21 protein-coding genes are annotated in these 20,184 nt (G+C 71.0%); 7 read left to right on the top strand and 14 right to left on the bottom strand.

Annotated elements, in window-relative coordinates; translation table 11 throughout:
* Nucleotides 1-249: 249 nt before the first annotated feature.
* The 5 genes from GA0070612_RS31290 to GA0070612_RS02965 form a co-directional block, all read right to left on the bottom strand.
* Complete coding sequence (locus GA0070612_RS31290; RefSeq protein WP_157742408.1) at nt 250-411, bottom strand: hypothetical protein; 162 nt, start codon at nt 409-411, stop codon at nt 250-252.
* 255 nt (nt 412-666) lie between these two features.
* Nucleotides 667-1,338: a hypothetical protein gene (locus GA0070612_RS31285; RefSeq protein WP_157742407.1), complete on the bottom strand. Its 672-nt coding sequence runs from the start codon at nt 1,336-1,338 to the stop codon at nt 667-669.
* Nucleotides 1,339-2,622: 1,284 nt separating this feature from the next.
* Nucleotides 2,623-2,973, bottom strand: coding sequence for a DoxX family protein (locus tag GA0070612_RS02975; protein WP_088986516.1), 351 nt, complete (start codon nt 2,971-2,973; stop codon nt 2,623-2,625).
* A gap of 440 nt (nt 2,974-3,413) precedes the next feature.
* Nucleotides 3,414-4,013: a ClpP family protease gene (locus GA0070612_RS02970; RefSeq protein WP_197699300.1), complete on the bottom strand. Its 600-nt coding sequence runs from the start codon at nt 4,011-4,013 to the stop codon at nt 3,414-3,416.
* A 136-nt stretch (nt 4,014-4,149) separates the two neighbouring features.
* Nucleotides 4,150-4,737 (bottom strand): helix-turn-helix domain-containing protein, encoded by a 588-nt coding sequence (locus tag GA0070612_RS02965; protein ID WP_088986515.1) that lies wholly within the window; start codon nt 4,735-4,737, stop codon nt 4,150-4,152.
* A gap of 176 nt (nt 4,738-4,913) precedes the next feature.
* Here GA0070612_RS02965 and GA0070612_RS02960 point away from each other — a divergent pair, with 176 nt between their 5' ends.
* A complete protein-coding gene (locus GA0070612_RS02960) occupies nt 4,914-5,927 on the top strand; it encodes a potassium channel family protein (protein WP_088986514.1) in 1,014 nt (337 codons plus the stop codon).
* Between the two features lie 46 nt (nt 5,928-5,973).
* Here GA0070612_RS02960 and GA0070612_RS02955 read toward each other — a convergent pair whose 3' ends face one another.
* Complete coding sequence (locus tag GA0070612_RS02955) at nt 5,974-6,453, bottom strand: MarR family winged helix-turn-helix transcriptional regulator (protein ID WP_088986513.1); 480 nt, start codon at nt 6,451-6,453, stop codon at nt 5,974-5,976.
* An 82-nt stretch (nt 6,454-6,535) separates the two neighbouring features.
* Here GA0070612_RS02955 and GA0070612_RS02950 point away from each other — a divergent pair, with 82 nt between their 5' ends.
* Nucleotides 6,536-7,180 (top strand): FMN-dependent NADH-azoreductase, encoded by a 645-nt coding sequence (locus GA0070612_RS02950; RefSeq protein ID WP_231924445.1) that lies wholly within the window; start codon nt 6,536-6,538, stop codon nt 7,178-7,180.
* 69 nt (nt 7,181-7,249) lie between these two features.
* Here GA0070612_RS02950 and GA0070612_RS02945 read toward each other — a convergent pair whose 3' ends face one another.
* The 3 genes from GA0070612_RS02945 to GA0070612_RS02935 all read right to left on the bottom strand — a co-directional run bounded on the left by GA0070612_RS02945 (nt 7,250) and on the right by GA0070612_RS02935 (nt 11,810).
* Nucleotides 7,250-8,284: a 2-oxoacid:ferredoxin oxidoreductase subunit beta gene (locus GA0070612_RS02945; RefSeq protein WP_088986511.1), complete on the bottom strand. Its 1,035-nt coding sequence runs from the start codon at nt 8,282-8,284 to the stop codon at nt 7,250-7,252.
* Nucleotides 8,277-10,124, bottom strand: a complete 1,848-nt coding sequence (locus GA0070612_RS02940; RefSeq protein ID WP_088986510.1) for a 2-oxoacid:acceptor oxidoreductase subunit alpha — start codon at nt 10,122-10,124, stop codon at nt 8,277-8,279. The genes GA0070612_RS02945 and GA0070612_RS02940 overlap by 8 nt, the downstream gene beginning before the upstream one ends.
* Nucleotides 10,125-10,412: 288 nt before the next feature.
* Entirely contained in the window at nt 10,413-11,810 is a 1,398-nt protein-coding gene (locus GA0070612_RS02935) for a hypothetical protein (RefSeq protein WP_088986509.1), read from the bottom strand.
* A 130-nt stretch (nt 11,811-11,940) separates the two neighbouring features.
* Between GA0070612_RS02935 and ndhC the strand changes: the two genes are divergently transcribed.
* Entirely contained in the window at nt 11,941-12,318 is a 378-nt protein-coding gene (gene ndhC / locus GA0070612_RS02930; protein ID WP_088986508.1) for an NADH-quinone oxidoreductase subunit A, read from the top strand.
* Between the two features lie 67 nt (nt 12,319-12,385).
* Here the strand turns inward: ndhC and folP are convergent, their stop codons facing one another.
* Nucleotides 12,386-13,255, bottom strand: a complete 870-nt coding sequence (folP, locus tag GA0070612_RS02925) for a dihydropteroate synthase (protein WP_088991234.1) — start codon at nt 13,253-13,255, stop codon at nt 12,386-12,388.
* 154 nt (nt 13,256-13,409) lie between these two features.
* On the opposite strand from folP, the gene GA0070612_RS02920 reads away from it, so the two are divergent.
* From GA0070612_RS02920 to GA0070612_RS02905, 4 genes are all read left to right on the top strand, one after another.
* A complete protein-coding gene (locus GA0070612_RS02920; protein WP_088986507.1) occupies nt 13,410-14,030 on the top strand; it encodes a DivIVA domain-containing protein in 621 nt (206 codons plus the stop codon).
* Complete coding sequence (locus GA0070612_RS02915; RefSeq protein ID WP_088986506.1) at nt 14,027-14,524, top strand: SRPBCC family protein; 498 nt, start codon at nt 14,027-14,029, stop codon at nt 14,522-14,524. The genes GA0070612_RS02920 and GA0070612_RS02915 overlap by 4 nt, the downstream gene beginning before the upstream one ends.
* A gap of 75 nt (nt 14,525-14,599) precedes the next feature.
* The gene (locus GA0070612_RS02910) at nt 14,600-15,181 is read left to right on the top strand and encodes a DNA-3-methyladenine glycosylase I (RefSeq protein ID WP_088991233.1); all 582 of its coding nucleotides are present in this window, start codon (nt 14,600-14,602) and stop codon (nt 15,179-15,181) included.
* Between the two features lie 13 nt (nt 15,182-15,194).
* Complete coding sequence (locus GA0070612_RS02905; protein WP_088986505.1) at nt 15,195-15,818, top strand: hypothetical protein; 624 nt, start codon at nt 15,195-15,197, stop codon at nt 15,816-15,818.
* Here GA0070612_RS02905 and GA0070612_RS02900 read toward each other — a convergent pair.
* From GA0070612_RS02900 to GA0070612_RS02885, 4 genes are read right to left on the bottom strand one after another with little or no spacing between them, the layout of a single operon-like run.
* The gene (locus tag GA0070612_RS02900) at nt 15,815-17,056 is read right to left on the bottom strand and encodes a DUF1501 domain-containing protein (protein ID WP_088986504.1); all 1,242 of its coding nucleotides are present in this window, start codon (nt 17,054-17,056) and stop codon (nt 15,815-15,817) included. The genes GA0070612_RS02905 and GA0070612_RS02900 overlap by 4 nt on opposite strands.
* A gap of 14 nt (nt 17,057-17,070) precedes the next feature.
* Nucleotides 17,071-18,369, bottom strand: a complete 1,299-nt coding sequence (locus GA0070612_RS02895) for a DUF1800 domain-containing protein (protein WP_088986503.1) — start codon at nt 18,367-18,369, stop codon at nt 17,071-17,073.
* Nucleotides 18,370-18,428: 59 nt separating this feature from the next.
* Nucleotides 18,429-19,220, bottom strand: a complete 792-nt coding sequence (locus GA0070612_RS02890) for an enoyl-CoA hydratase-related protein (RefSeq protein WP_088986502.1) — start codon at nt 19,218-19,220, stop codon at nt 18,429-18,431.
* 4 nt (nt 19,221-19,224) lie between these two features.
* Nucleotides 19,225-20,043, bottom strand: coding sequence for a PaaX family transcriptional regulator (locus GA0070612_RS02885; protein WP_088986501.1), 819 nt, complete (start codon nt 20,041-20,043; stop codon nt 19,225-19,227).
* Between the last annotated feature and the right edge of the window lie 141 nt (nt 20,044-20,184).

Genomic DNA, 20,184 nt, shown 5'->3' with positions numbered 1-20,184 from the left:
GGCGCCTCCGGCGGGGGCGCTCCGGCTCCAGGATGGCCGGCGCTCCGTCGGCGCGTCACGGTCGGTGGGTGGTTGAGGTAGGCCCATCCCGCCTCCCATCGACCCGGGCAAGCCGAGCAGACCACCGCCCGACCCGCCAGCGTCCGACCGGGCGTCAAGGTCCGCTTGACGTGGCGGGCCGGGCGGCGGCCCGCTCCCCAAGGGGCGGGTCGATGGCAGACGGGAGGCGCTGGTAGCCGTCCGTTCGATTCACTTCTCTCGAATGATGAAGGCACGCGCGACTAATGCGCTAATTCCTGGCAGGATCGCAGGGATCAGGCCCATGATGCCGGCGATCAGAAGGACCCGCTGGGTAGCCTTTGCGCTTCCGCGCAAGTAGGCGATCGTTGCCCATGCGGCAAGAATGGCCACGGTTACCGACCATGCTATCAATGCTAGATTCAAGGGGCTAGTAATGGATTGCTCTAAAGCTTCCCCGGTCTGGCCCGTTCGATAAACGGCGGTAGACGTGGGTCTAGTGCTGGCCACTAAGAGCGCGGCCACTCCAGCAAAGGCAATTAATGCGATCGTCAGACCCCGGCGCGAGATGCGACCTAGCATTACAGGACCTCCCGATCAAAGTCCGGCCAGGGCTGGGAGCCGCCCAGCCCTGGCCGGAGGTTGGAGCTAGCAGTAATTGCGCGTGGTGCTGTTGTACCTGGTGTCACAGCCGCCGTCGTAGTGACCCCAGATTTCGAGGTTCAAGAAGACCGCTGGCGTATACGGGACGCTGTTCGTGAACCTGCCCTGTGTCTTGTGGTGAATGCCGCCGGGGTACGAACCACCCAGAGTGTACGGGATGAAATCGTTCTGTGAGCAGCCTTCCCAATTCCAGGCGTTGGCGGTCCCCCAAGCAGTGGTGGATCCACCACATGGTCCGCCCCAATCTGAGACCTTCTTGGTGGTGTTGTTCCAGCACCAGCTAAGGCTTTGGTTGTGCTTGCCTGCCTCTGCGCCCCAGATGCTGAAACTGATAATCCAGTTCGCGCTGGACCTGCAACCGGACGCCAAGGTGCCCATGACCGGCTCACTACTGACCTTGTAGGTGATGCGCTCGTTGGCGCGGCGAGGGTCGCACTCCAGGGTCGCCGCGTCGGTGGCGCTCAGCTTCCCCTCTGCCTTCAGTTGCTTGACCACCGAGCGAAACTCTGTGTACTGCGCATCGCCTACCTTGTAGCACTGCTTGCCCGTCGCGTTCGCTGAAGCCGCATTCGGGGCTGCCAGCATCGCAGCGACAAGCGCTAGCAGTGAGAGTAGTGTGACGGCCCAGGTGGGGCGGTAGGATGGTGCAGTCCTCATGGAATCTCCGTTCTGGATGGGGACGCGCGGCTGCAGGGTGCATCCTGCAGCCGCATCCATGTCAGCACTTCGGCTATCTGCAACGCAGAGTTGCTTTGTGCCACTTACAGGGTGTTGCCGGCCGGTAGCGCAAACATACACAAACGTTGACGGCCGTGTGGCCCCTCAGGCTGCTGCAGGTCTGCAGGACCGTCGATATCGGGGTGTGTCGCGGATAGATGCTCTTGACGGCAGTGACAGCAACGGGCGGCGACGATGGCAGCCGTGCTGGACACCTCGCCAGCCCAGCTCACCATCAAGCAGCGTTATGACGCCGATCGGCACGGCGAGATCCCGGCTGGACACTGGCTTCGGCGCTGCGCGGTCGGATGGTTCAGTCACCATTCGAGGTTTCTGCCAGCCGGAGGGCGGAGGTAATCAAGATCCGGAAAATACGCGGAACGATCAAGCGTGCCGCTGGTGGACCGTCGGGTGTACCCCCTGCTAAGACGAGGGGTGTTCCAGTAAGGGCTATACCCTTCCTAAACCGTGTGTCGCAGGTTCGAATCCTGCCGGGGGCACCCAGAACGTCCTTCGAGCCGGCGATACGCCTTCCGCCCTATGCGAACAGCTGTGCGAACCGCAGGTCGGCGAGGCCCGCCGTCATCGTCGCGCGGGCGAGGCGGTCGGACTCGACGCCGGGTCGTAGTCGGCGTCCGACCGGAAGTAGACGACGCCGCTCGCGGAGTCGAGCAGGTATGAGACCGACACGGACGTGCCTCCTCGCCGTCGCTCCAGTCCAGCCCGGTCCCGCCCCGCCACTTCGGGTCGGCGGGCAGCCAGGACGACAGCCGTGGGTGTGGCGCGACATCGTCGGGGATCTCCACGGCCAGGGCCGTCGTGAGTTCGGTCAGCCTGGCGACGTCGGCCGGCGCCACCTTGACCACTCCCTCCCGCAGCAGCAATAGGTCACCGACGCTGAAGTCGCAGCCGCCGCTTTCCGTCCACTCCCACCAGTGGACCTCCAGGACCTGACCCAACGGCTGTAGTTCCGGCTCGATCGGCGTGGTCTCGATGTGCACGGACGCGTCGACTGTCACCGTCGGCTCCGGGCAGCTGAACGGCGTGGAGCAGCCGGCCAGTGACACCGACAGTGCGGCCACGGAAAGAATGCCCGCCACGGTGCGCCAGATGTCGATCACCCGCCCAGCGTACGGACGGCGCCTGTTCCGTCGGCGGTGGTGGCCTGACCGGGGGTCCTTCCGGCGGGTAGGAGTCCAGGCGTCGCGCAGCCGTCTGAGCCGGTCACCAGTGGTGGGCGAGGTTCACCGCCAGCGCAGCGATCGACGTGACGAAGAAGACCGCCCATCCCACGAGTTTGCGGGAGCCGACCCTCAGGTGTGCGACGAGCGCGCCGACGAAGTACAGGACGAGACCGGCGGCGGCGAGTGTGCCGAGCAGTGGAACGGCGAACCCGGCCAGCAGTCCCAGGGAGCCGGCGGCCAGCGTCGCGCCCAACCTCGGTAACCAGGAGTGCGGCAGCCGCTTCATGTCCGCCTGGGCCTTCGGGTAGTCGTGGCCCATCAGGTAGGTGACGGCGGCGATGCCGGTGAAGACCGAGGCGAGGATCGTGACGGTGACGTACGTGGCGAACATGTGCCCTCCCTTGTGGCTGTCTGCCTCAAGGACGGGGCGGGGCGGTGCGATGTTACGAGGGGCGCTGTGACCTGTGACACAGCGTGGGCTGCGGGGGTTCCGCAGCCCACGCTCGACAGGTGACGCCGGGGACGTGCCGGCGCGTCAGAGGAACGTGTACATGTCCTCGGCCGCGGTCTCGCCGGCCGGTGGTGCCTCCACCGTGACGGGCTTGCGAAGTCGCTCATCCGCATCTCGCTGACGAGGTCCCCGAGGGTCTTCGTGGCGATCGTTTAGGAGCGTGCGGTCAGCCGGCCGTCGGCGTCGACGGTCGCCTCGAACGGGATCGCCTTCGCGTCCTTCGCCAGTTTGGCGGTGGACTCGTGGCCGGCGCGCATTCCGCCGTCCGTGCTGGCGGCGGCAGCTGCCGCCCCGCGGTGGCCAGGGCGAATATGCCGGCATCAGACGGTCGTCAACTGGTCGGCTCGGCTGAGCACATGGTCGACCAGACCGTATTCCCGCGCCTCCTCGGCGGTGAACCACCGGTCCCGGTCCCAGGCGCGCTGGATCTCGTCGAGGGTCCGTCCACTGTGTTGGGCGATCAACTCCTGCATCGTCCGCTTCACGTGCAGCATGTTCTCCGCCTGGATGGTGATGTCCGAAGCGGTACCGCCCATCCCCCCGGAGGGCTGGTGCATCATGATCCGCGAGTGCGGCAGCGCGTACCGCTTGCCCGCCGCGCCCGCGCAGAGCAGGAACTGCCCCATCGAGCCGGCGAACCCGAGCGCCAGCGTGGCCACGTCGTTGCGGACGTAGCGCATCGTGTCGTAGACCGCCATCCCCGCGCTCACCGAACCACCCGGCGAGTTGATGTAGAGGTAAATGTCCGAATCGGCGTCCTCGGCGGCGAGCAGCAGGATCTGCGCGCAGATCTGGTTGGCGGACTCCTCCGTCACCTCGGTGCCGAGGAAGACGATCCGCTCCCGCAGCAGCCGCTCGAACACCTGATCGCCGAAGGACGGCTGCCCGCCGTCGCGCATGGTCGTGTCGTACCAGATCATGTGCCGCCACCCTCCACCGTGCCGGCGGGCGACGGGACCGCCCGGGGAACCGGCTCCTCCAGCGTGCGCGCGGCGGCGGTCGCGGCCCAGGCATTCTGCCGGCGGCAGATCGGCCCAGGGCAGAACCCCGGCCGGCCTACGCCCGGGTCAGCCGCCGCAGGCCCGTCCGGGCCCGGCGGCAGGCCAGCATCTTGGAGGTACGCGGACCGGGGCGCCCGGCCGGTGCGGAGGCGATCAGTCGAACTCGCAGCCCCGCTCCTGAGACGGTCGACCCGATGGGGTCGGCTGGACCGCCGACGTGCAGGATCGGCCCGCCCAGCCGGAGCGCCGGCCCGACCGGCTGTCGTGCGGGTGCCCCGACGGCGGCCACGGGTGGCGTCGCCCCACCGGGCTGAAAGCCGATGCGGGGTGCGGGCCTGGTCTCGTTGCGTGAGGCGGGCACCTGTTCCAGCCGGGCCAGGGCGGCCCGGGGTGCTGCGGGGATGCGCCGTTCGACCCGGCGCAGGTCGTCGCGGGCCGCTTCGAGCAGGTCGGAGAGTTGGATGCCGAGCGCCCGGCAGATCGCCGCCAGGACCTCCGACGAGGCCTCCTTGCGTCCGCGTTCGACCTCGGACAGGTAGGGCACCGAGACCCCGGCGACGGCGGCGACCTCGCGCAGCGTGCGGCCCTGGCTCTGACGTAGTCGGCGCAACACTCCGCCGATGACTCGTCGCAGCAACGACATGGCGGCCTCACTTTCGCGGTCGTCGTCGGGAACACCCTCATCATGCCTGTCCCCGGCCGTCCGGGCCGACCCGTGCGGGACCGCGCTGTTTCGTCCGACGCAACCCGGACGTGCGGCTGGCGTCGTACCGGCTATGTTGTGGGCGTGCAGGCGACGGCGGGGGAGCAGGTTCGACGGTGATCCATTTCCCCGCGCAACGTCGGGGCCCACTGAGCGCGCTGAGCCTGCGGCTCGCCGCCGCCCTGGGCCTGGTCCTGGCCGTGGTCGCCGCGGTCTACCTGGGCCGGGACGGCTACCGCGACGTCAACGAGGACGGCCTTACCCTGCTCGACTGCTTCTACTACGCGGTCGTGTCGCTCTCGACCACCGGTTACGGGGACATCACCCCGGCGACGCCGTCGGCTCGGCTGGTGAACGTCCTCTTCATCACCCCGGCCCGAGTGATCTTCCTGATCATCCTGGTCGGCACCACCCTGGAAGTCTTGACCGAGCAGTACCGGACCGGCCGTCGCCTGTCGCGGTGGAGGAGAGCCGTGAAGGACCACGTCATCATCTGCGGCTACGGCACCAAGGGGCGCAGCGCGGTGTCCGCCCTGATGGAGAACGGTCTGGACCGCTCCCGGATCGTGGTGGTGGAGCGCAGCGCCACAGCGTTGCGGCAGGCGACCTCCGCCGGGCTGGTGGCCATCGAGGGTTCGGCGACCCGGTCGTCGGTGTTGAACGAGGCGCACGTCAAGACCGCGAAGGCCGTGATCATCGCGACCGACAGTGACGACGCGTCGGTCCTGGTCGCGTTGACGGTCCGGCAGCTCACGGCCGGGCAGGTCCGGATCATCGCGGCGGCGCGGGAGGCGGAGAACGCCCCGCTGCTCAAGCAGAGCGGCGCGCACCACGTGATCGTCTCCTCGGCGACAGCGGGGCGGCTGCTCGGCCTGTCCACCTCGGCTCCGCCGCTGATCGACGTGGTGGAGGACCTGCTCACGCCCGGGCAGGGCATGGCGCTGGCGATGCGCTCGGCGGAGCGGGACGAGGTGGGCCGCTCGCCTCGTGAGCTGGACTCACTGGTGATCGCCCTGGTGCGCCGGGGCAAGGTGGTCACCCTGGCCGATCGCGCGGGTGCGGTGATCGAGACGGGCGACATGCTGGTGCACGTACGCGACGACCGCCCCCAGTCGGCCACGACCGCCTGATCGTCATCCGCCGCTCTGGCGTCGCGGTGGCCTTGACGGCCTGCGGTCAGAGCGATTCGTCCCCGGCGCAGATCGTCTCGGTGCAGTTGACGGTCGTGCCGGCGGAAGCCCGACTGAGCAGCTCGTAGAGCGTCTCCCGTTCGTCGGGGCCCAGCGCCCCCAGCACCTCGTCCTCGGCGCCGGCGAGGGCGCATTCCGCCTCGCTGAGGCGTTTCGCACCGTCTTCGGTGAGCTCGACGACATGTCGGCGGCGGTCCTCGGGTGAGCGGCGCCGCTCGATCAGCTGCTTCGCCTCCAGGTCGTTGAGCAGCCCGACGATGTTGGTGCTGTCCATTTCCAGGATGGTGGCGAGCGCCTGTTGACCGGTGCCGCCGCCGGCGCGCAGCACGGTGAGCGCGACCAGGTGCCGGGGGCGGAGCCCCAGCGGCGCCAGCACCGACTCCGACCGCAGCCGCATGCGCCGGGCCAGGTGGTCCAGGAGTGCGCCCGAGCGGTGCTCCGAGGTGTCGAGCGGCTGCGCGGACATGTGACCCAGTCTACCGACTCTCAGGAACATCGGCCTGCTATAAATAGTTGGTGCTGCACATACGATCCTTGGAGGAAGAATAATGCATCTGCTGCATATCGACTCAAGTATTCGGGGTGACTGGTCGGTCAGCCGGAAGCTCACCGCCCGCGCCGTCGCCAACTGGCGCGCGGCTCACCCGGACGGCACCGTGGCCTACCGAGATCTGGGCAAGGACCCGCTGCCGCACCTGGACGCGGATGGTGGCCTGGCCCGGATGACGCCCCCGGACCAGCACAGCCCGGCGCAGCGCGAGTCCTGGGAGCTCAGCGCGCGGCTGGTCGACGAGGTCAAGCAGGCCGACGTGGTGCTGCTCGGCCTGCCGCTCTACAACTTCGGCGCGCCCAGCAGCGTCAAGTCCTGGGTCGACCACCTGATCGTGCCCGGGCTGGCCTACGACCCGACGACCCAGCAGGGCCTGCTCGGCGACCGCGAGTTCGTGGTGCTGGCCACCCGAGGTGGCGGCTACGGCGAGGGCACCCCACGAAACGGCTGGGACCACGCCGAGCCATGGCTTCCGCACGGCCTGTCGATGACCGGCCTGCAGCCGCGGTTCATCAGCGCCGAGCTGACCCTGGCACCGTCGGTGCCGGCGATGGCCGAGCTGATCCCGCTGCACGAGGCGAGCCTCGCGGCGGCCGAGAAGGAGATCGACAACCTCTGGCTGCCGGCCTCCGCCCAGCGCTGACTCCGCACTGGTATGACGAGAGCGGCCGCCCCCGGACCGGGGACGGCCGCTCTCGTCAGGAACGGCTGATCAGAGGATCGTCCAGGTGTCGCCGCTGCCCAGCAGGCCGGCGAGCTGCTGCTCGGGTGTCTCGGTGACGGCCGCCTTGGCCGCCGCGAGCTGACCCTGCACCACGCTGTCGTAGGACGGCCGGTCCACCGAGCGGAACACCCCGATCGGGGTGTTGCGCAGGTCCAGGCCGGGCAGCCGGGACAGCGCGAACGCGTACGCCGGGTCGGTCACCGTCGCGTCGTGCACGACGATCTCCTCCGGGCTGACCGAGCTGGTCTCCCGGACCTCCAGGCCGAAACCGCCCGGCGGGTGCACCACGCAGAACCGCCCGTCGGCGCCGAAGGTGATCGGCTGCCCGTGCTCCAGGCGGATCAGGTAGTCGTCCCGGGTGGACGGGTCCTTGAGCTGGTCGAACGCCCCGTCGTTGAAGATGTTGCAGTTCTGGTAGATCTCCACGAACGCCGAACCCTCGTGCTCGGCGGCGGCCCGCAGCACCGACTGCAGGTGCTTGCGGTCGGAGTCGATGGTCCGGCCGACGAAGCTGGCCTCCGCGCCGAGAGCGAGCGAGAGCGGGTTGAACGGCGCGTCCGCCGACCCGGCCGGGGTCGACTTGGTGATCTTGCCGACCTCGGAGGTGGGAGAATACTGACCCTTGGTCAGACCGTAGATCCGGTTGTTGAACAGCAGGATCTTGAGGTTGACGTTGCGCCGCAGGGCGTGGATCAGGTGGTTGCCGCCGATGGAGAGCGCGTCACCGTCGCCGGTGACCACCCAGACCGACAGGTCCGGCCGGGACACCGACAGGCCGGTCGCGATCGCCGGGGCCCGCCCGTGGATCGAGTGCATCCCGTAGGTGTTCATGTAGTACGGGAAGCGGGACGAGCAGCCGATCCCCGATACGAAGACGGTGCGCTCCCGGGGGATGTTCAGCTCCGGCATGAACTGCTGGATGGCCGCCAGGATCGCGTAGTCACCGCAGCCGGGGCACCAGCGCACCTCCTGGTCGGACTTGAAGTCCTTGGCGGTGAGCTTGAGGGCGACGGGCTCAGACATTCTTCAGGACCTCTTCCAGCGTCGTCTCCAGCTCGGCGGCCGTGAACGGAAGACCGCGGACCTGGTTGTAGCTGATCGCGTCGACCAGGTAGCGGGCCCGGATGACGTGGGCGAGCTGACCCAGGTTCATCTCCGGGATGACCACCTTGTCGTACGAGCGCAGCACCTCACCGAGGTTGGCCGGCATCGGGGCCAGGTGCCGCAGGTGCGCCTGGGCGACGGACAGCCCGCGCTGGCGTACTCCGCGGCAGGCGGCGCCGATCGGCCCGTACGTGGAGCCCCACCCGAGGACCAGCACCCGGGCGTCGCCGTCCGGGTCCTCCACCTCGATGTCGGGCACCGGGATCGTCTCGATCCGGGCGGCGCGGGTGCGCACCATGAAGTCGTGGTTGGCCGGGTCGTAGGAGATGTCCCCGGTCTTGTCGGCCTTCTCCAGACCGCCGATGCGGTGTTCCAGCCCGGGGGTGCCGGGGATCGCCCAGGGGCGGGCCAGGGTCTCCGGATCGCGCAGGTAGGGCAGGAAGGTGGTGCCGTCCTCGCCGTTGGGCCTGGTGGCGAACTCGACCCGTAGGTCGGGCAGCGACTCCACGTCGGGCAGCAGCCACGGCTCCGAGCCGTTGGCGACGTAGTTGTCGGACAGCAGGATCACCGGCGTGCGGTAGGTCAGAGCGATCCGGGCCGCCTCTAGCGCCGCGAAGAAGCAGTCCGACGGTGAGCGGGGCGCGATGACCGCTACCGGCGCCTCGCCGTGCCGACCGAACAGCGCCATGTTGAGGTCGGCCTGCTCGGTCTTGGTCGGCATGCCGGTCGACGGGCCGGCGCGCTGCACGTCCACGATCACCAGCGGCAGCTCCAACGCGACCGCCAGCGAGATCGTCTCGCTCTTGAGGGCCACGCCGGGGCCGCTGGTGGTGGTCACGCCGAGCGAACCGCCGTACGACGCTCCCAGCGCCGCGCCGACAGCGGCGATCTCGTCCTCGGCCTGCATGGTGAGGACACCGAAACGCTTGTGCTTGCTCAGCTCGTGCAGGATGTCCGACGCGGGCGTGATCGGGTAAGCGCCCAGGAAGACCGGCAGCCCGGACCGGACGCCGGCGGCGACCAGCCCCAACGACAGCGCCGCGTTGCCGGTGATGTTGCGGTAGTTGCCCGGCTTCATCTTGGCCGGCTTGACCTCGTAGCGGACCGCGAAGTCCTCGGTGGTCTCGCCGAAGTTCCAACCGGCCTTGAAGGCGGCGACGTTCGCCGCGACCAGCTCCGGACGGGACGCGAACTTGCGCTCCAGGAAGCGCAGCGTCGACTCGTAGGGCCGGGAGTACATCCAGGAGAGCAACCCGAGGGCGAACATGTTCTTCGACCGCTCGGCGTCCTTCTTGGACACCTCGAACGCGGCGAGCGCACCGACGGTCATCGAGGTCAGCGCCACCGGGTGCACGACGTAGCCGGCGAGCGACTCGTCGTCCAGAGGACTGGTCTGGTAGCCGACCTTGGCGAGGTTGCGCTTGGTGAACTCGTCGGTGTTGACGATGATGTCCGCGCCGCGCGGAAGGTCGGCCAGGTTGGCCTTGAGGGCCGCCGGGTTCATCGCCACCAGCACGTTGGGCGCGTCGCCCGGGGTGAGGATGTCGTAGTCGGCGAAGTGCACCTGGAAGCTCGACACACCGGGCAGGGTGCCGGCGGGGGCACGGATCTCGGCGGGGAAGTTTGGCAGTGTGGAGATGTCGTTGCCGAGCTGCGCCGTCTCCGAGGTGAACCGGTCGCCGGTCAACTGCATGCCGTCGCCGGAGTCACCGGCGAACCGGATGACCACGCGGTCGAGTTGACGGATCTGCTTGGTCACTGTGCCACCTTCGTTCGCGACTGCGGGGCTCTCGCCTTGCCCGGCCACGGAACCTCCTCGACGCAACGTCTCACCGCACCGCCCCAGGCTGGTCCGGCCGTTGTCGTACCTCACCTCAGAGCCTACTTCTAAGGGAGCCCTAACAATCCCCGGAGGTCCGCCGACTGGGATCAGACTCGATGGAGTATTGACCCAATTTGCGGGCTTACGCCCCGGCCGCCGTAATTCAGATCACCACCGGATCGCTCCGGCGGCCCCGTCCCGCTCGGCCGGGGCCACCCCCGTCGGTCAGTCGGCCGGGTCGGGCACCGGCCCGTTGAGCCGGCGACGCAGCAGGGTGGTGGCCAGCGTGAGGGCGAGCACCACCAGCAGCGCCGAGACCACGATCAGGATGATCGCGGTGCGCTGCACCGGGGTCGTCCCGCCACCGTCGCCGGCGGCACCCCCCGGGAGTACGCCCTGGGAGCCGGTCGGCGCGGGCGGCGAGACCACCGGTGTGGCCAGCGCGGCCGCCGCGGTGATCCGGAAGCTCATCTGCACCTGGCGGGTGGCTCCACTGCGCGGGTCGAGTTGACCGATCACCGCGCCCGACAACGGTGCTTCCCGCTGGGCCTCCGGCGTCGCCTCGACCGGCAACCGCACCTCGGCGGTCCGGCCCGCCGCCACCACGCCCGCGTCGCAGCGGGTCCGGGTCGGGTCGACCACCACGCAGCCGTCCGGTGGAGTCGGCACCGTCACCCCGGCCGGCAGGACGACCTCCACCCGGCCGGCGGCGTCCACCGACCCGGTGTTGCCCAACCGGAGCGCGAGGGTGCTGGCGGCACCGCTGATGTCGAACGTCACCTCGTCGGCCGCGAGGGCGATCCCGGGCACCGGTGGACCGGGCGGGAAGAGCACGGCGAAGCCCTGGTCGTCGGACGCCTCCCCGGGTCGCCCCGGCGCGTCGGCGACGACCTGGACCGAGCCGGCGAGCGGCATCCGCCTCCACGCGTCGCCGTCGACACGCAGGCGGATCAGCGCGCTGAAGCGCGCGCCCGCCTCGGCTGTCCAGGCCCCACAGCCGTACGTGCCGGCGCCGGCGGCGGCGCAGCCCTTCGTCCCGGCGTCGGAGAGCCCGGCCGGCAGCCGGTACGAGAGGCGGATCCGCTCCGTCGTCGTGCCGGTGTTGTGGACGGTGACCTGCAACGTGGTGGCAGTGCTCGCCGTGTTCCAGTACGCCTCGCGCAGGGCGACGTCCTGGGTGGTGACCTGGACGCCCAGTGGACTCGGCGGCGGCACCGGACCGGAGGCGGGCGGGCGGACCGGAGGCGCCGACGGCACGGGAGGCGCCCCCGTGGTCGGTCCGCCCGGAGCGGGCGCTGCGGTGGTCGGTGCCGGCGGCAGGTCAGGGGCGGTGGTCGCCGGTGCCGGTGGGGTCGTCTCCGGAGCGGGAGCGGTGGTCTCGGGCGCCGGTTCGGTCGGCACCGGATCGGTCGGCCCCTCGGTCGGGGGTGGCTCCTCGGACGTGGTGGCCTCGGGTTCGCTGACCGGACCGGTGGTCACCGTCGGGTCCGGCGTCGCCGCGTTGGCCCAGGCCGGCCCCACGGCGAGCGCCGTGAGCAGGCCGAGCGCGAGCGCGGTCGCCAGCCAGGGTGCGGTACGCCGCCCCTCGGCCCGGAGACCGGGCGATGCCTTCAGGCGGGCCATCTGTCCTCCGGTGCCATGGGTGGGGGTCCAGTATTCGGTAACAGTTGCCTCGGTGCACTAGTCCCATCTGGAAACAAATCCGTAACGTGTTCGGGACGGCACTTCCGGCCGGGCGGTAGGCTCCCGAACTGTGACCGGATACCTGGGCTCGTACGCGACGCTCGGGCTCTTGCTGCTCGCCAGCGTCCTGTTCTTCGTTACGGCGTTCTCGGCCAACCGGGTGTTACGTCCTGCCCGTCCGGCCGACCCGCCCGGCAAGCGGGCCAGCTACGAGTGCGGGCTCGACCCGGTCGGTGCGGACTGGGCGCAGATGCAGATCCGCTACTACGTCTACGCCTACCTGTACGTGCTGTTCGCGGTCGAGGCGGTGTTCCTCTTCCCCTGGGCGGTGGTCTTCGACCGGCCGGGCTTCGGTCTGGTGACGGTGGTGGAGATGGCGGTGTTCGTGGCGGTGCTCGCGCTCGGCATCCTCTACGCCTGGCGCAGGAACATCCTCCGCTGGACCTGAGCGTCGCGACCTCCGGCGATCGTGCCGGTCGGCCCGGCCGTTCGCGGTCGGTGACCGCGCTCGACAGTCAGGCCAGGCCCCGGCGGGTCGTCGCCGGCGGGCGGTCACCCCGGATCGAGGCCACCATGTCCAGCACCCGACGGGTCGGGCCGACCTGGTGGGCCCGGAAGACCCGAGCGCCCAGCCAGGCCGACACCGCCGTCGCGGCGAGCGTCCCCTCCAGGCGTTCGGCCACCGGCAGGTCCAACGTCTCACCGACGAAGTCCTTGTTGGAGAGCGCCACCAGCACCGGCCAGCCGGTCGCGGTCAACTCGTCCAACCGGCGGGTGATCTCCAGGGAGTGCCGGGTGTTCTTGCCGAAGTCGTGTGCCGGGTCGACGAGGATCCCGTCGGGGCGTACCCCCTCCGCGACAGCGCGCTCGGCGAGCCCGGTCACCGTCGCGACCACGTCGGCGACCACGTCGTCGAAGGCCGCCCGGTGCGGCCGGGTCCGCGGGACCAGGCCGCCGGCATGCGAGCAGACCAGCCCCGCGCCGGTCCGCGCGGCCACCCGGGCCAGCGCCGGGTCGGCGCCCGACCAGGTGTCGTTGAGCAGGTCGGCGCCGGCGGCCACGGCCTCCGTCGCCACCTCGGCGCGCCAGGTGTCGATGGAGATCACCACGTCCGGAAACGCGGCCCGGACGGCGGCGATGGTGTCCACGGTGCGTCGGATCTCCTCGGCGACGTCGACGTCGTCGCCGGGGCCGGCCTTGACGCCGCCGATGTCGATGATGGCCGCACCCTCGTCCACGGCCCGCTCGACCGCGCGCAGCGCGGTGTCGGCGGCGAAGGTGGCGCCCCGGTCGAAGAACGAGTCGGGTGTGCGGTTGACGATCGCCATCACGACCAGCTCGCCGGGGGCGAACGTGCGCCCACCCAGTCGAAGCGCCCCCGCCATGCCCGCCTCCTGAGAGTCCGCGCCGTCGCCCGCGGCGGCCGAACCCGACGCTAGTCGGTCGTCGGAGGGGAACTGTGGGCGGGCGTCGGCACAGATCATGATCGGGACGGGTGGCGGGGTCGCTCCCGGCCGTCTGCCGTGCCACGATCAGTGCATGGGTCAGCTTCTGCTCCTCCTGGTCGTGGCACTGACTGTCGCGGCGGTCGTCTTCGGCGTGACGGTGCTGGTCAGCGGCCGTGATCCCGGCTTGGTGGCCGTCGAACCGGATTCGCAGGCCGTGGCGTTGCCCGGCACGCGACCGCTGCGCGAATCCGACGTGGGGGCGGTCCGTTTCGACACCGGGTTGCGCGGGTACCGGATGGCGCAGGTCGATCAGGCGTTGCGCCGCGCCGCCTACGACATCGGCTACAAGTCCGAGCTGATCGGCGTACTGGAGTCGGAGGTCATCGCGTTGCGTGAGGGGCGCATCGAGGACGCGGACGCGCTGCGGCAGGCCCGCGAGCAGTCCGCCAGCCGGGTGACGGACGCCGACGCGGCACCGCGGCCGGGCGCGGACGCGCCGCTGGACGGCGACGCCGGCTCCGGCTCGGCACCGGTCGGATCGGCCGGCGCGGCGGAGCTGCCCGCCGCCACAGCGTCCCCGGCGGATTCCGACGGCGTGGCGCCGGCCGTGGCACCCACCGGCGGTGACCCGGCCGATCGTGGGCAGACCGACGCAGCGCCGGCCGACGGCGCCGGGCAGCGAGACGCGGTGGTCCGGTCGGAGACGGCGTGACCGACCCCGGAGACGTTGACGATCTTCGGGAGGCGGCCCAACCCGGCGCCGGTGAGGTGACCGCAACGGTGATCGTCGACGCCCCGGCGGAGCAGGTCTTCGCCGCGTTGCTCGCCTGGGAACGCCAGTCCGACTGGATTCCGTTCACCCGGGTGCGGGTGGTGGAGGGCAACGGGCGTGAGGGCAGCCGGATCGAGGCGGTGACCGCGCTCGGCCGGGCCACGCTGCGCGACGAGATGCGAGTGGTACGCGTCGACGAACCGTACGAGATCGGCGTGGTGCACCATGGTCAGTTGCTGCGCGGCCCCGGGGTGCTGCGCTGCACCCAGCTGGGTCGCGCCCGCACCCAGGTGGTCTGGCACGAATGGTTCCACCTGCCCGGTGGTCGGGCCGGTCGGGTGGCCTGGCCGCTGCTCTGGCCGGGTTCCAAGATCGGTCTCACCCAGGCGCTGAAGAGGTTCGCCCGTCTCGTCGAGCAGGGCCGGCTGCCCTGACCCACCGGCCGCCGGCAAGCGCCATGGGCGGCAGGCGGCAGTGGGGTGTCGGTGCCGTGCCCTAGCGTGTACGAGGTGACGGACCTGGTGATCGGTGTCGACGGGCTGGCTCGCTGCGCGTGGGGGTCGAGCACCCCGGACTACGCCGTCTACCACGACACCGAGTGGGGCCGGCCGCTGCACGGCGACGACGCGCTCTACGAGCGGATGACGCTGGAGGCGTTCCAGTCCGGGCTGTCCTGGTTGACCATCCTGCGGAAACGTCCGGCGTTCCGGCTGGCCTTCGACGAGTTCCACATCCCGACCGTCGCCGAATACGACGACGCCGACGTGACCCGGCTGCTCGCCGACGCCGGCATCGTCCGCAACCGGGCCAAGATCGAGGCGGCGATCGCCAACGCCCGCGCCGCCCTGGAGCTGCCCGAAGGGCTGTCCGCGCTGCTCTGGTCCTTCGCGCCGGAGCGCCGGCCGACCCGCCCCGCCTCGTTCGCCGAGCTCGCGCCGATCACCGCCGAGTCGACGGCGATGGCCAAGGCCCTCAAGAAGCGCGGCTTCCGGTTCGTCGGGCCGACCACGGCGTACGCCCTGATGCAGGCGACCGGCATGGTCGACGATCACATCGTCGGCTGTCACGTCACCCTCCCACCGGCGACATGATGGGATGGCAGGCATGACGACCGAGACCGCGCACCGGGCCGACGGCTCCGGCCGAGCCGACGGGGTGGGCACCTGGGCCGTGCTCCTGCCCGCCGAGCGGTACGAAGCCGAGCGGCTCGTGCACCACGACACGTTGGAGCTGACCGGCCTGGCCGACGTCTCCGGGCCGGGCCCGGGGGACCAGGTGGCCGTGCTGGTCGACGCTCCGCCCCGGCTGGTGGCCCTCGGCCGGGTCACCGCCACGGGTCACCGTCACCGGGAGGACCCGGACGACCCGCAGTCCGACGTCGAGCCGGGGGCGCTCGTCGTGGCGTACACCCGTCGGGCCTTCGACGAGCCGGTGCCGGCCGACCTGCTGGCCCTCGACGGGCCGGTCAGCCCACTGGAGCCGGCGGCCTTCCGGGCACTGGCCGACCAGCTCGGGCCGCCGCCGGCCCGGCGCACCTGGCTGGTCAGCCTCGACCTGCCGATCGAGGCCGGCTCGCCGGCCGAGGCGGTCCGCCTGTTCTGGTCCTACGTGCAGGAGCTGGGCCCGCGTGAGCTGCCGGCCTTCGTGTCACCGGCCGGCGACGAGCTGGCCATGCAGGCGTTCGTGCTGGGCGCGGAGGCCAACCAGGACCCGGAAGAGGACGACTAGAAGAGCTTGTCCAGTCGGCCCTTCCAGTCGGCGAGGACCGGGCCCGGGTCGGCGTCCAGCACGCGTTCCAGCAACGTGGCGTAGACGTCCCGGAAGTCGGTGGTGAACTTCAGGTCGCCGTCGTCGAGGTCGGTGAGGTTCGGCGGTGCCCCGTGCCAGCCGCCGCGTACGCCCGCGCCGAGCAGCAGCACGTCCGAGGCGGTCCCGTGGTCGGTGCCGTCGGAGGCGTTGGCCCGGACGCGGCGGCCGAACTCGGAGTAGACAGCCACCACCACCTTCCGCCCGGCCTCGGTGCGACTCATCCGGTCGGCGAAGCCGGTCAACGCCCGGTCCAGCTGACCCAGCAGGACGGCCTGCAACTGCTTCTCGTCGGCGTGCGTGTCGAAGCCACCCAATGACACCGAGAAGGCCCGGGTGGACACTCCCGCCTCGACGCACTGCGCGACCAGGTCCAGTTGGGCGTCCAACGGCGTCCGTGCCCCGCCGGTCGCCGTAGCCGGGGCCTGCTCGCCGTCCGGGTCCGCCGTGTCCGGGTCGGACGCGTCGCGGACCTGACGGATCATCTCGTCGACCGACCGTAGGTCGGCGAAGCAGGCGGCGGCGCGGCTGCGGGCCGCCGACTCACCCGCCTCGGCGGCGGCGAGGGCGGTCAGCGTCTCGGCGGGCAGCCCCTTGGCGGCCTTGCGTTCGGTCACCGGCACGGAGGCACCGGCGCTCTGCGCCCCGGCCAGCAACGGTGGCAGCACGGGCTCGAAGGAGACCGCCAGCCGGGGGTCGCCACCGGCCCGGTCCAGCCACCGGCCCAGCCACCCGGTGTTGCCCGGCCGGTCCGGCTGCGCGGTGTGCCAGATGTCCATCGACCGGAAGTGGCTGCGGTCCGGCTTCGGGTAGCCGACCCCGCGCACGATCGCCAGCCCACCCTTCGACCAGCGCTGGTGCAGACCCTTTAGGGCCGGGTTGAGACCGAAGCCGTCGTCCAACCGCCGCACCTCTCCGTCCGGGTACGCCAGCTCGGGGCGGGCCGTCCGGTAGGCCGGGTCGGCGTACGGGATGACCGTGTTGAGCCCGTCGTTGCCGCCGTAGAGGGTCACCAGCACCAGCGTGCGGGCCTGCGGATCGCGGTCCCCGCTGGTGTCCAACAGGTCCCGCAGGGTGTACGCGCCGGCCCCGGCGGCCAGCGCGCCCGCGCCGACCACGCCACTGGTCAGCAGGAACCTGCGTCGGGTCACCGTGTCCATGTCGACTCCTCCGCTCAGCTGACTGTGTATTCGGGGCTGACCAGACCGGCGGCCAGCAGTTTGCGGGGCTCGCCGGCCAGCGGCGTGAGAGCGGCCCGGGTGCGTGGGCCCCACCCGTCGACCACCAGCAGCCGGGCCAGCGCGTCCGGGCGACCGGCGGTCGGTGCGGCGGTCAACCGGGCCAGCACCGGCGGCGCCGTCGCGGCGGCGAGCAGCCCGGCGGTGCGCAACCGGGCCTGCAACGACGAGGTGGTAAGCCAGGCCGCCCCGGACGGCCAGCCGCCCACGCTCGGCGGTCGCAACGGCACCTGGTCCAGCGCGTTCAGCCCACTCATCAGTTGCTTGCGCTGCTGCTCGGGCAGCTCCTTCGGGCGGATGCCGAGCTGCCGGAGCGCACCCACCAGCCACTCGACCGGCTGCTTGACCAGCGTGCCCCGGGTCTGCCCGAAGGCCGGCGCGGAGAAGATCGCACGCAGTGTCGCCACGGTGTCCGCACCGGCCAGGCCGTCCGGTGCCGGCACGTCGGTGCCGGCATAGCGGAACCAGAGCCGCCCGGCCACGAACGTCGCCGCCGCGGGTTGGGCGGCCAGCAGAGCGGCGTACGCCGCGGCGTCGAACCGGCCGGTCTGCCCGAGGATGGTCTTGTCGCCGGGGTCGTGTCGCTTCGCCTCGAAGCGGGCCGCGCCGGTCCGCCGGTCGACCACCCAGCCGGTCAGGGCCCGCGCGCCGGCCTTCACGTCCGCCTCGGTGTAGGTGCCGATGCCGAGGGTGAACAGCTCCATCAGCTCGCGGGCCAGGTTCTCGTTCGGTGCCTTGCGGGTGTTCTTCTGCCCGTCCAGCCAGATGATCAGGGCGGGGTCGCGCACCATCGCGGCGACCAGCGGGCCCAGCGGCCCTCGCCCGTGGCGACGAAGGGTGTCCAGCTGGCCCAGCATCGTCCGCGCGGACTTGACCTTCTGGGCGCTGGTCGCCCAGTGCCCGTGCCAGAAGAAGAGCAGCTTCTCGGTCAGCCCGTCCTCGGCGGCCACCATCCGGTCCAACCACCACGCGGTGACCTGCTGGACCTGCTCACGGCGCTCGGCGTTGGCCTGCTGCCGCTGCTCCCGGGTGGACTCCTTGGTCAGCGTGGCGTACGGGTCGGCGGCCAGCGTCGGCGGCGGGGTGGCCGCCGCGCCCTGATCGGCTCGCCCAGGGTCGAGCAGGCGGTCCAGCGTCGCCGCCGGCCCCGCCCGTTCGGCCGCGTCCACCTCGTCTGCGGTCGGCCCGAAGGTGGCCCGGCGCAGCAGGTGCGCCACCGCTTCACGATCGCTCATGCCGGCCGACGTTAGGCGGCCCGTGTTCGAGGACGGTAAGGGCGGCGTCCGAATCGGGTTCAGCGCCCCTCGAAGACCGGTTTCTGCTTACTGACGAAGGCGAGCGTGGACGCCCGGTGGTCGGCGGTGGCACCGCAGATCGACTGGGCCTGTGCCTCGGCCGCGAGGGCGTCGGCGAGGGTGCCGGCGTCGGCGATGGAGAGCTGCCGCTTGATCGCCCCGTACGCGACGGTGGGGCCGGCGGCGAGGCGGGCGGCCAACTCCTGAGCTGCCGGCAGCACCTGCTCGTCGTCGTCCGTCAGCCGGTTGAGCAGCCCGAGCCGGCAGGCCTCCTCGGCGCGGACCGGCTCGGCCAGCATCAGCAGCTCCACCGCCTTGGCGTGGCCGACCAGTCGGGGCAGCGTCCACGAGGCGCCGGTGTCGGCGGCGAGGCCGACCTTGGCGAAGGCCATCAGGAAACTGGTGGTCGGGCCGCCGATGCGGATGTCGGCCAGGAACGCCAGCGACGCGCCGGCCCCGGCGGCCATCCCACGGACCGCGGCGATCACCGGTTTGGGCAGGTTGGCCAGCCGGGCGGCGATCGGGTTGTAGTGCGCCCGCACGGTGGCCAGAGGGTCGCTCGCGGAACTTTCCAGGGTGTCCACGTGTTCGCGCAGGTCCTGACCGGCGCTGAACGACCCGCCCGCCCCGGCCAGCACCACCGCGCGGCAGGACCGGTCGGTCTCCAACTGCGCCAGAGTGTCGCGCAACGCCTCCTTGAGCGCCACGTCGAGCGCGTTCATGGCGTTCGGCCGGTTCAGCGTGAGGGTCACGACGGCGTCGGTCCGGTCGACCAGCAGCGGCTCGGTCACGTGTCTAACGACCCTTCTGTCGTACGAGGCGGTTGCCGGCGTCGAGGCACTGTTCGACGTACCGGTCGGCGGCCGGACGCAGACGTGCCGCGTGCCGGTCGAAGAAGCTGGCCGCGGCGGTGCCGGGCCAGCGCTCGGGCAGCAGCGCCGGGGGCAGTTGCGGGTCCCGGAAGAGGAACGTACGCCACGCGTGCACGAGTCGGAACCGCGTCGCGTACGCCTCCTCGTCGCTGCTGCGCACGGTGACCGCCGCGAGCAGTGGGCGCTGGTCGGCGACGAACTGCTCGTAGGCGCGACCGATCTCGGCCAGGTTCCACGCGCGTCTGACCACGCCCATCGCGCCGGGGGTGCCCGAGTGGTGCGCGGCGGTGAACCGCTCGAACCGGATACCGGCCTCGGCGAGGAGCAGGTCCACGTCCTCGGCGGGACGGGTGGCGACCCAGGTCTGCTCGTCGAGGGTGCCGTAGCCGAGGAAGCTCAGATTGGAGGCGAGCCGCTGCCGGTCCCGTCGGGAGCCGGGGGCCTCCAACACCAGCAGATCGAACCGGCCGTCCCAGGTGACCCGGCCGGTCCGGTAGATCCGAGCCGCCGCCTCGTCGAGTCGTCGGGCTGCTTTCGGTGTGATCGAATATCCCGGTCCGGAGACCAACCGGAGGGGCTCGAGCCAGCCCTGACGCACCATCCGCGACACGGCGGTGCGAACGGCGGGCGGCGCGATTCCCAGCGGTGCCAGTAGCTTGACCAGGGCAGCGACCGGTGCCCGGCCACCCCTCGGACGGAGGTGGTCGCCGTACAGGTCGAAGAGTGCCGACCGTGCCTGCATGACCGCACATTGTGACAGGCCTTCTCAAGATAAGCTAGATGCTGTTACATCAATGCTGCTCCGGTTTGGGTCCGGCGGTGTTCATCAGGGAAAATCGTTGGTCGACGCCCCCGTGACCGTTGCGGGTGGTCGTGACGAAGT

Origin of the sequence: Micromonospora chokoriensis, assembly GCF_900091505.1 — a bacterium.
In the GTDB taxonomy this organism is placed as follows: Bacteria; Actinomycetota; Actinomycetes; order Mycobacteriales; family Micromonosporaceae; genus Micromonospora; species Micromonospora chokoriensis.
This window is presented reverse-complemented; position numbering and strand designations above follow the sequence as displayed.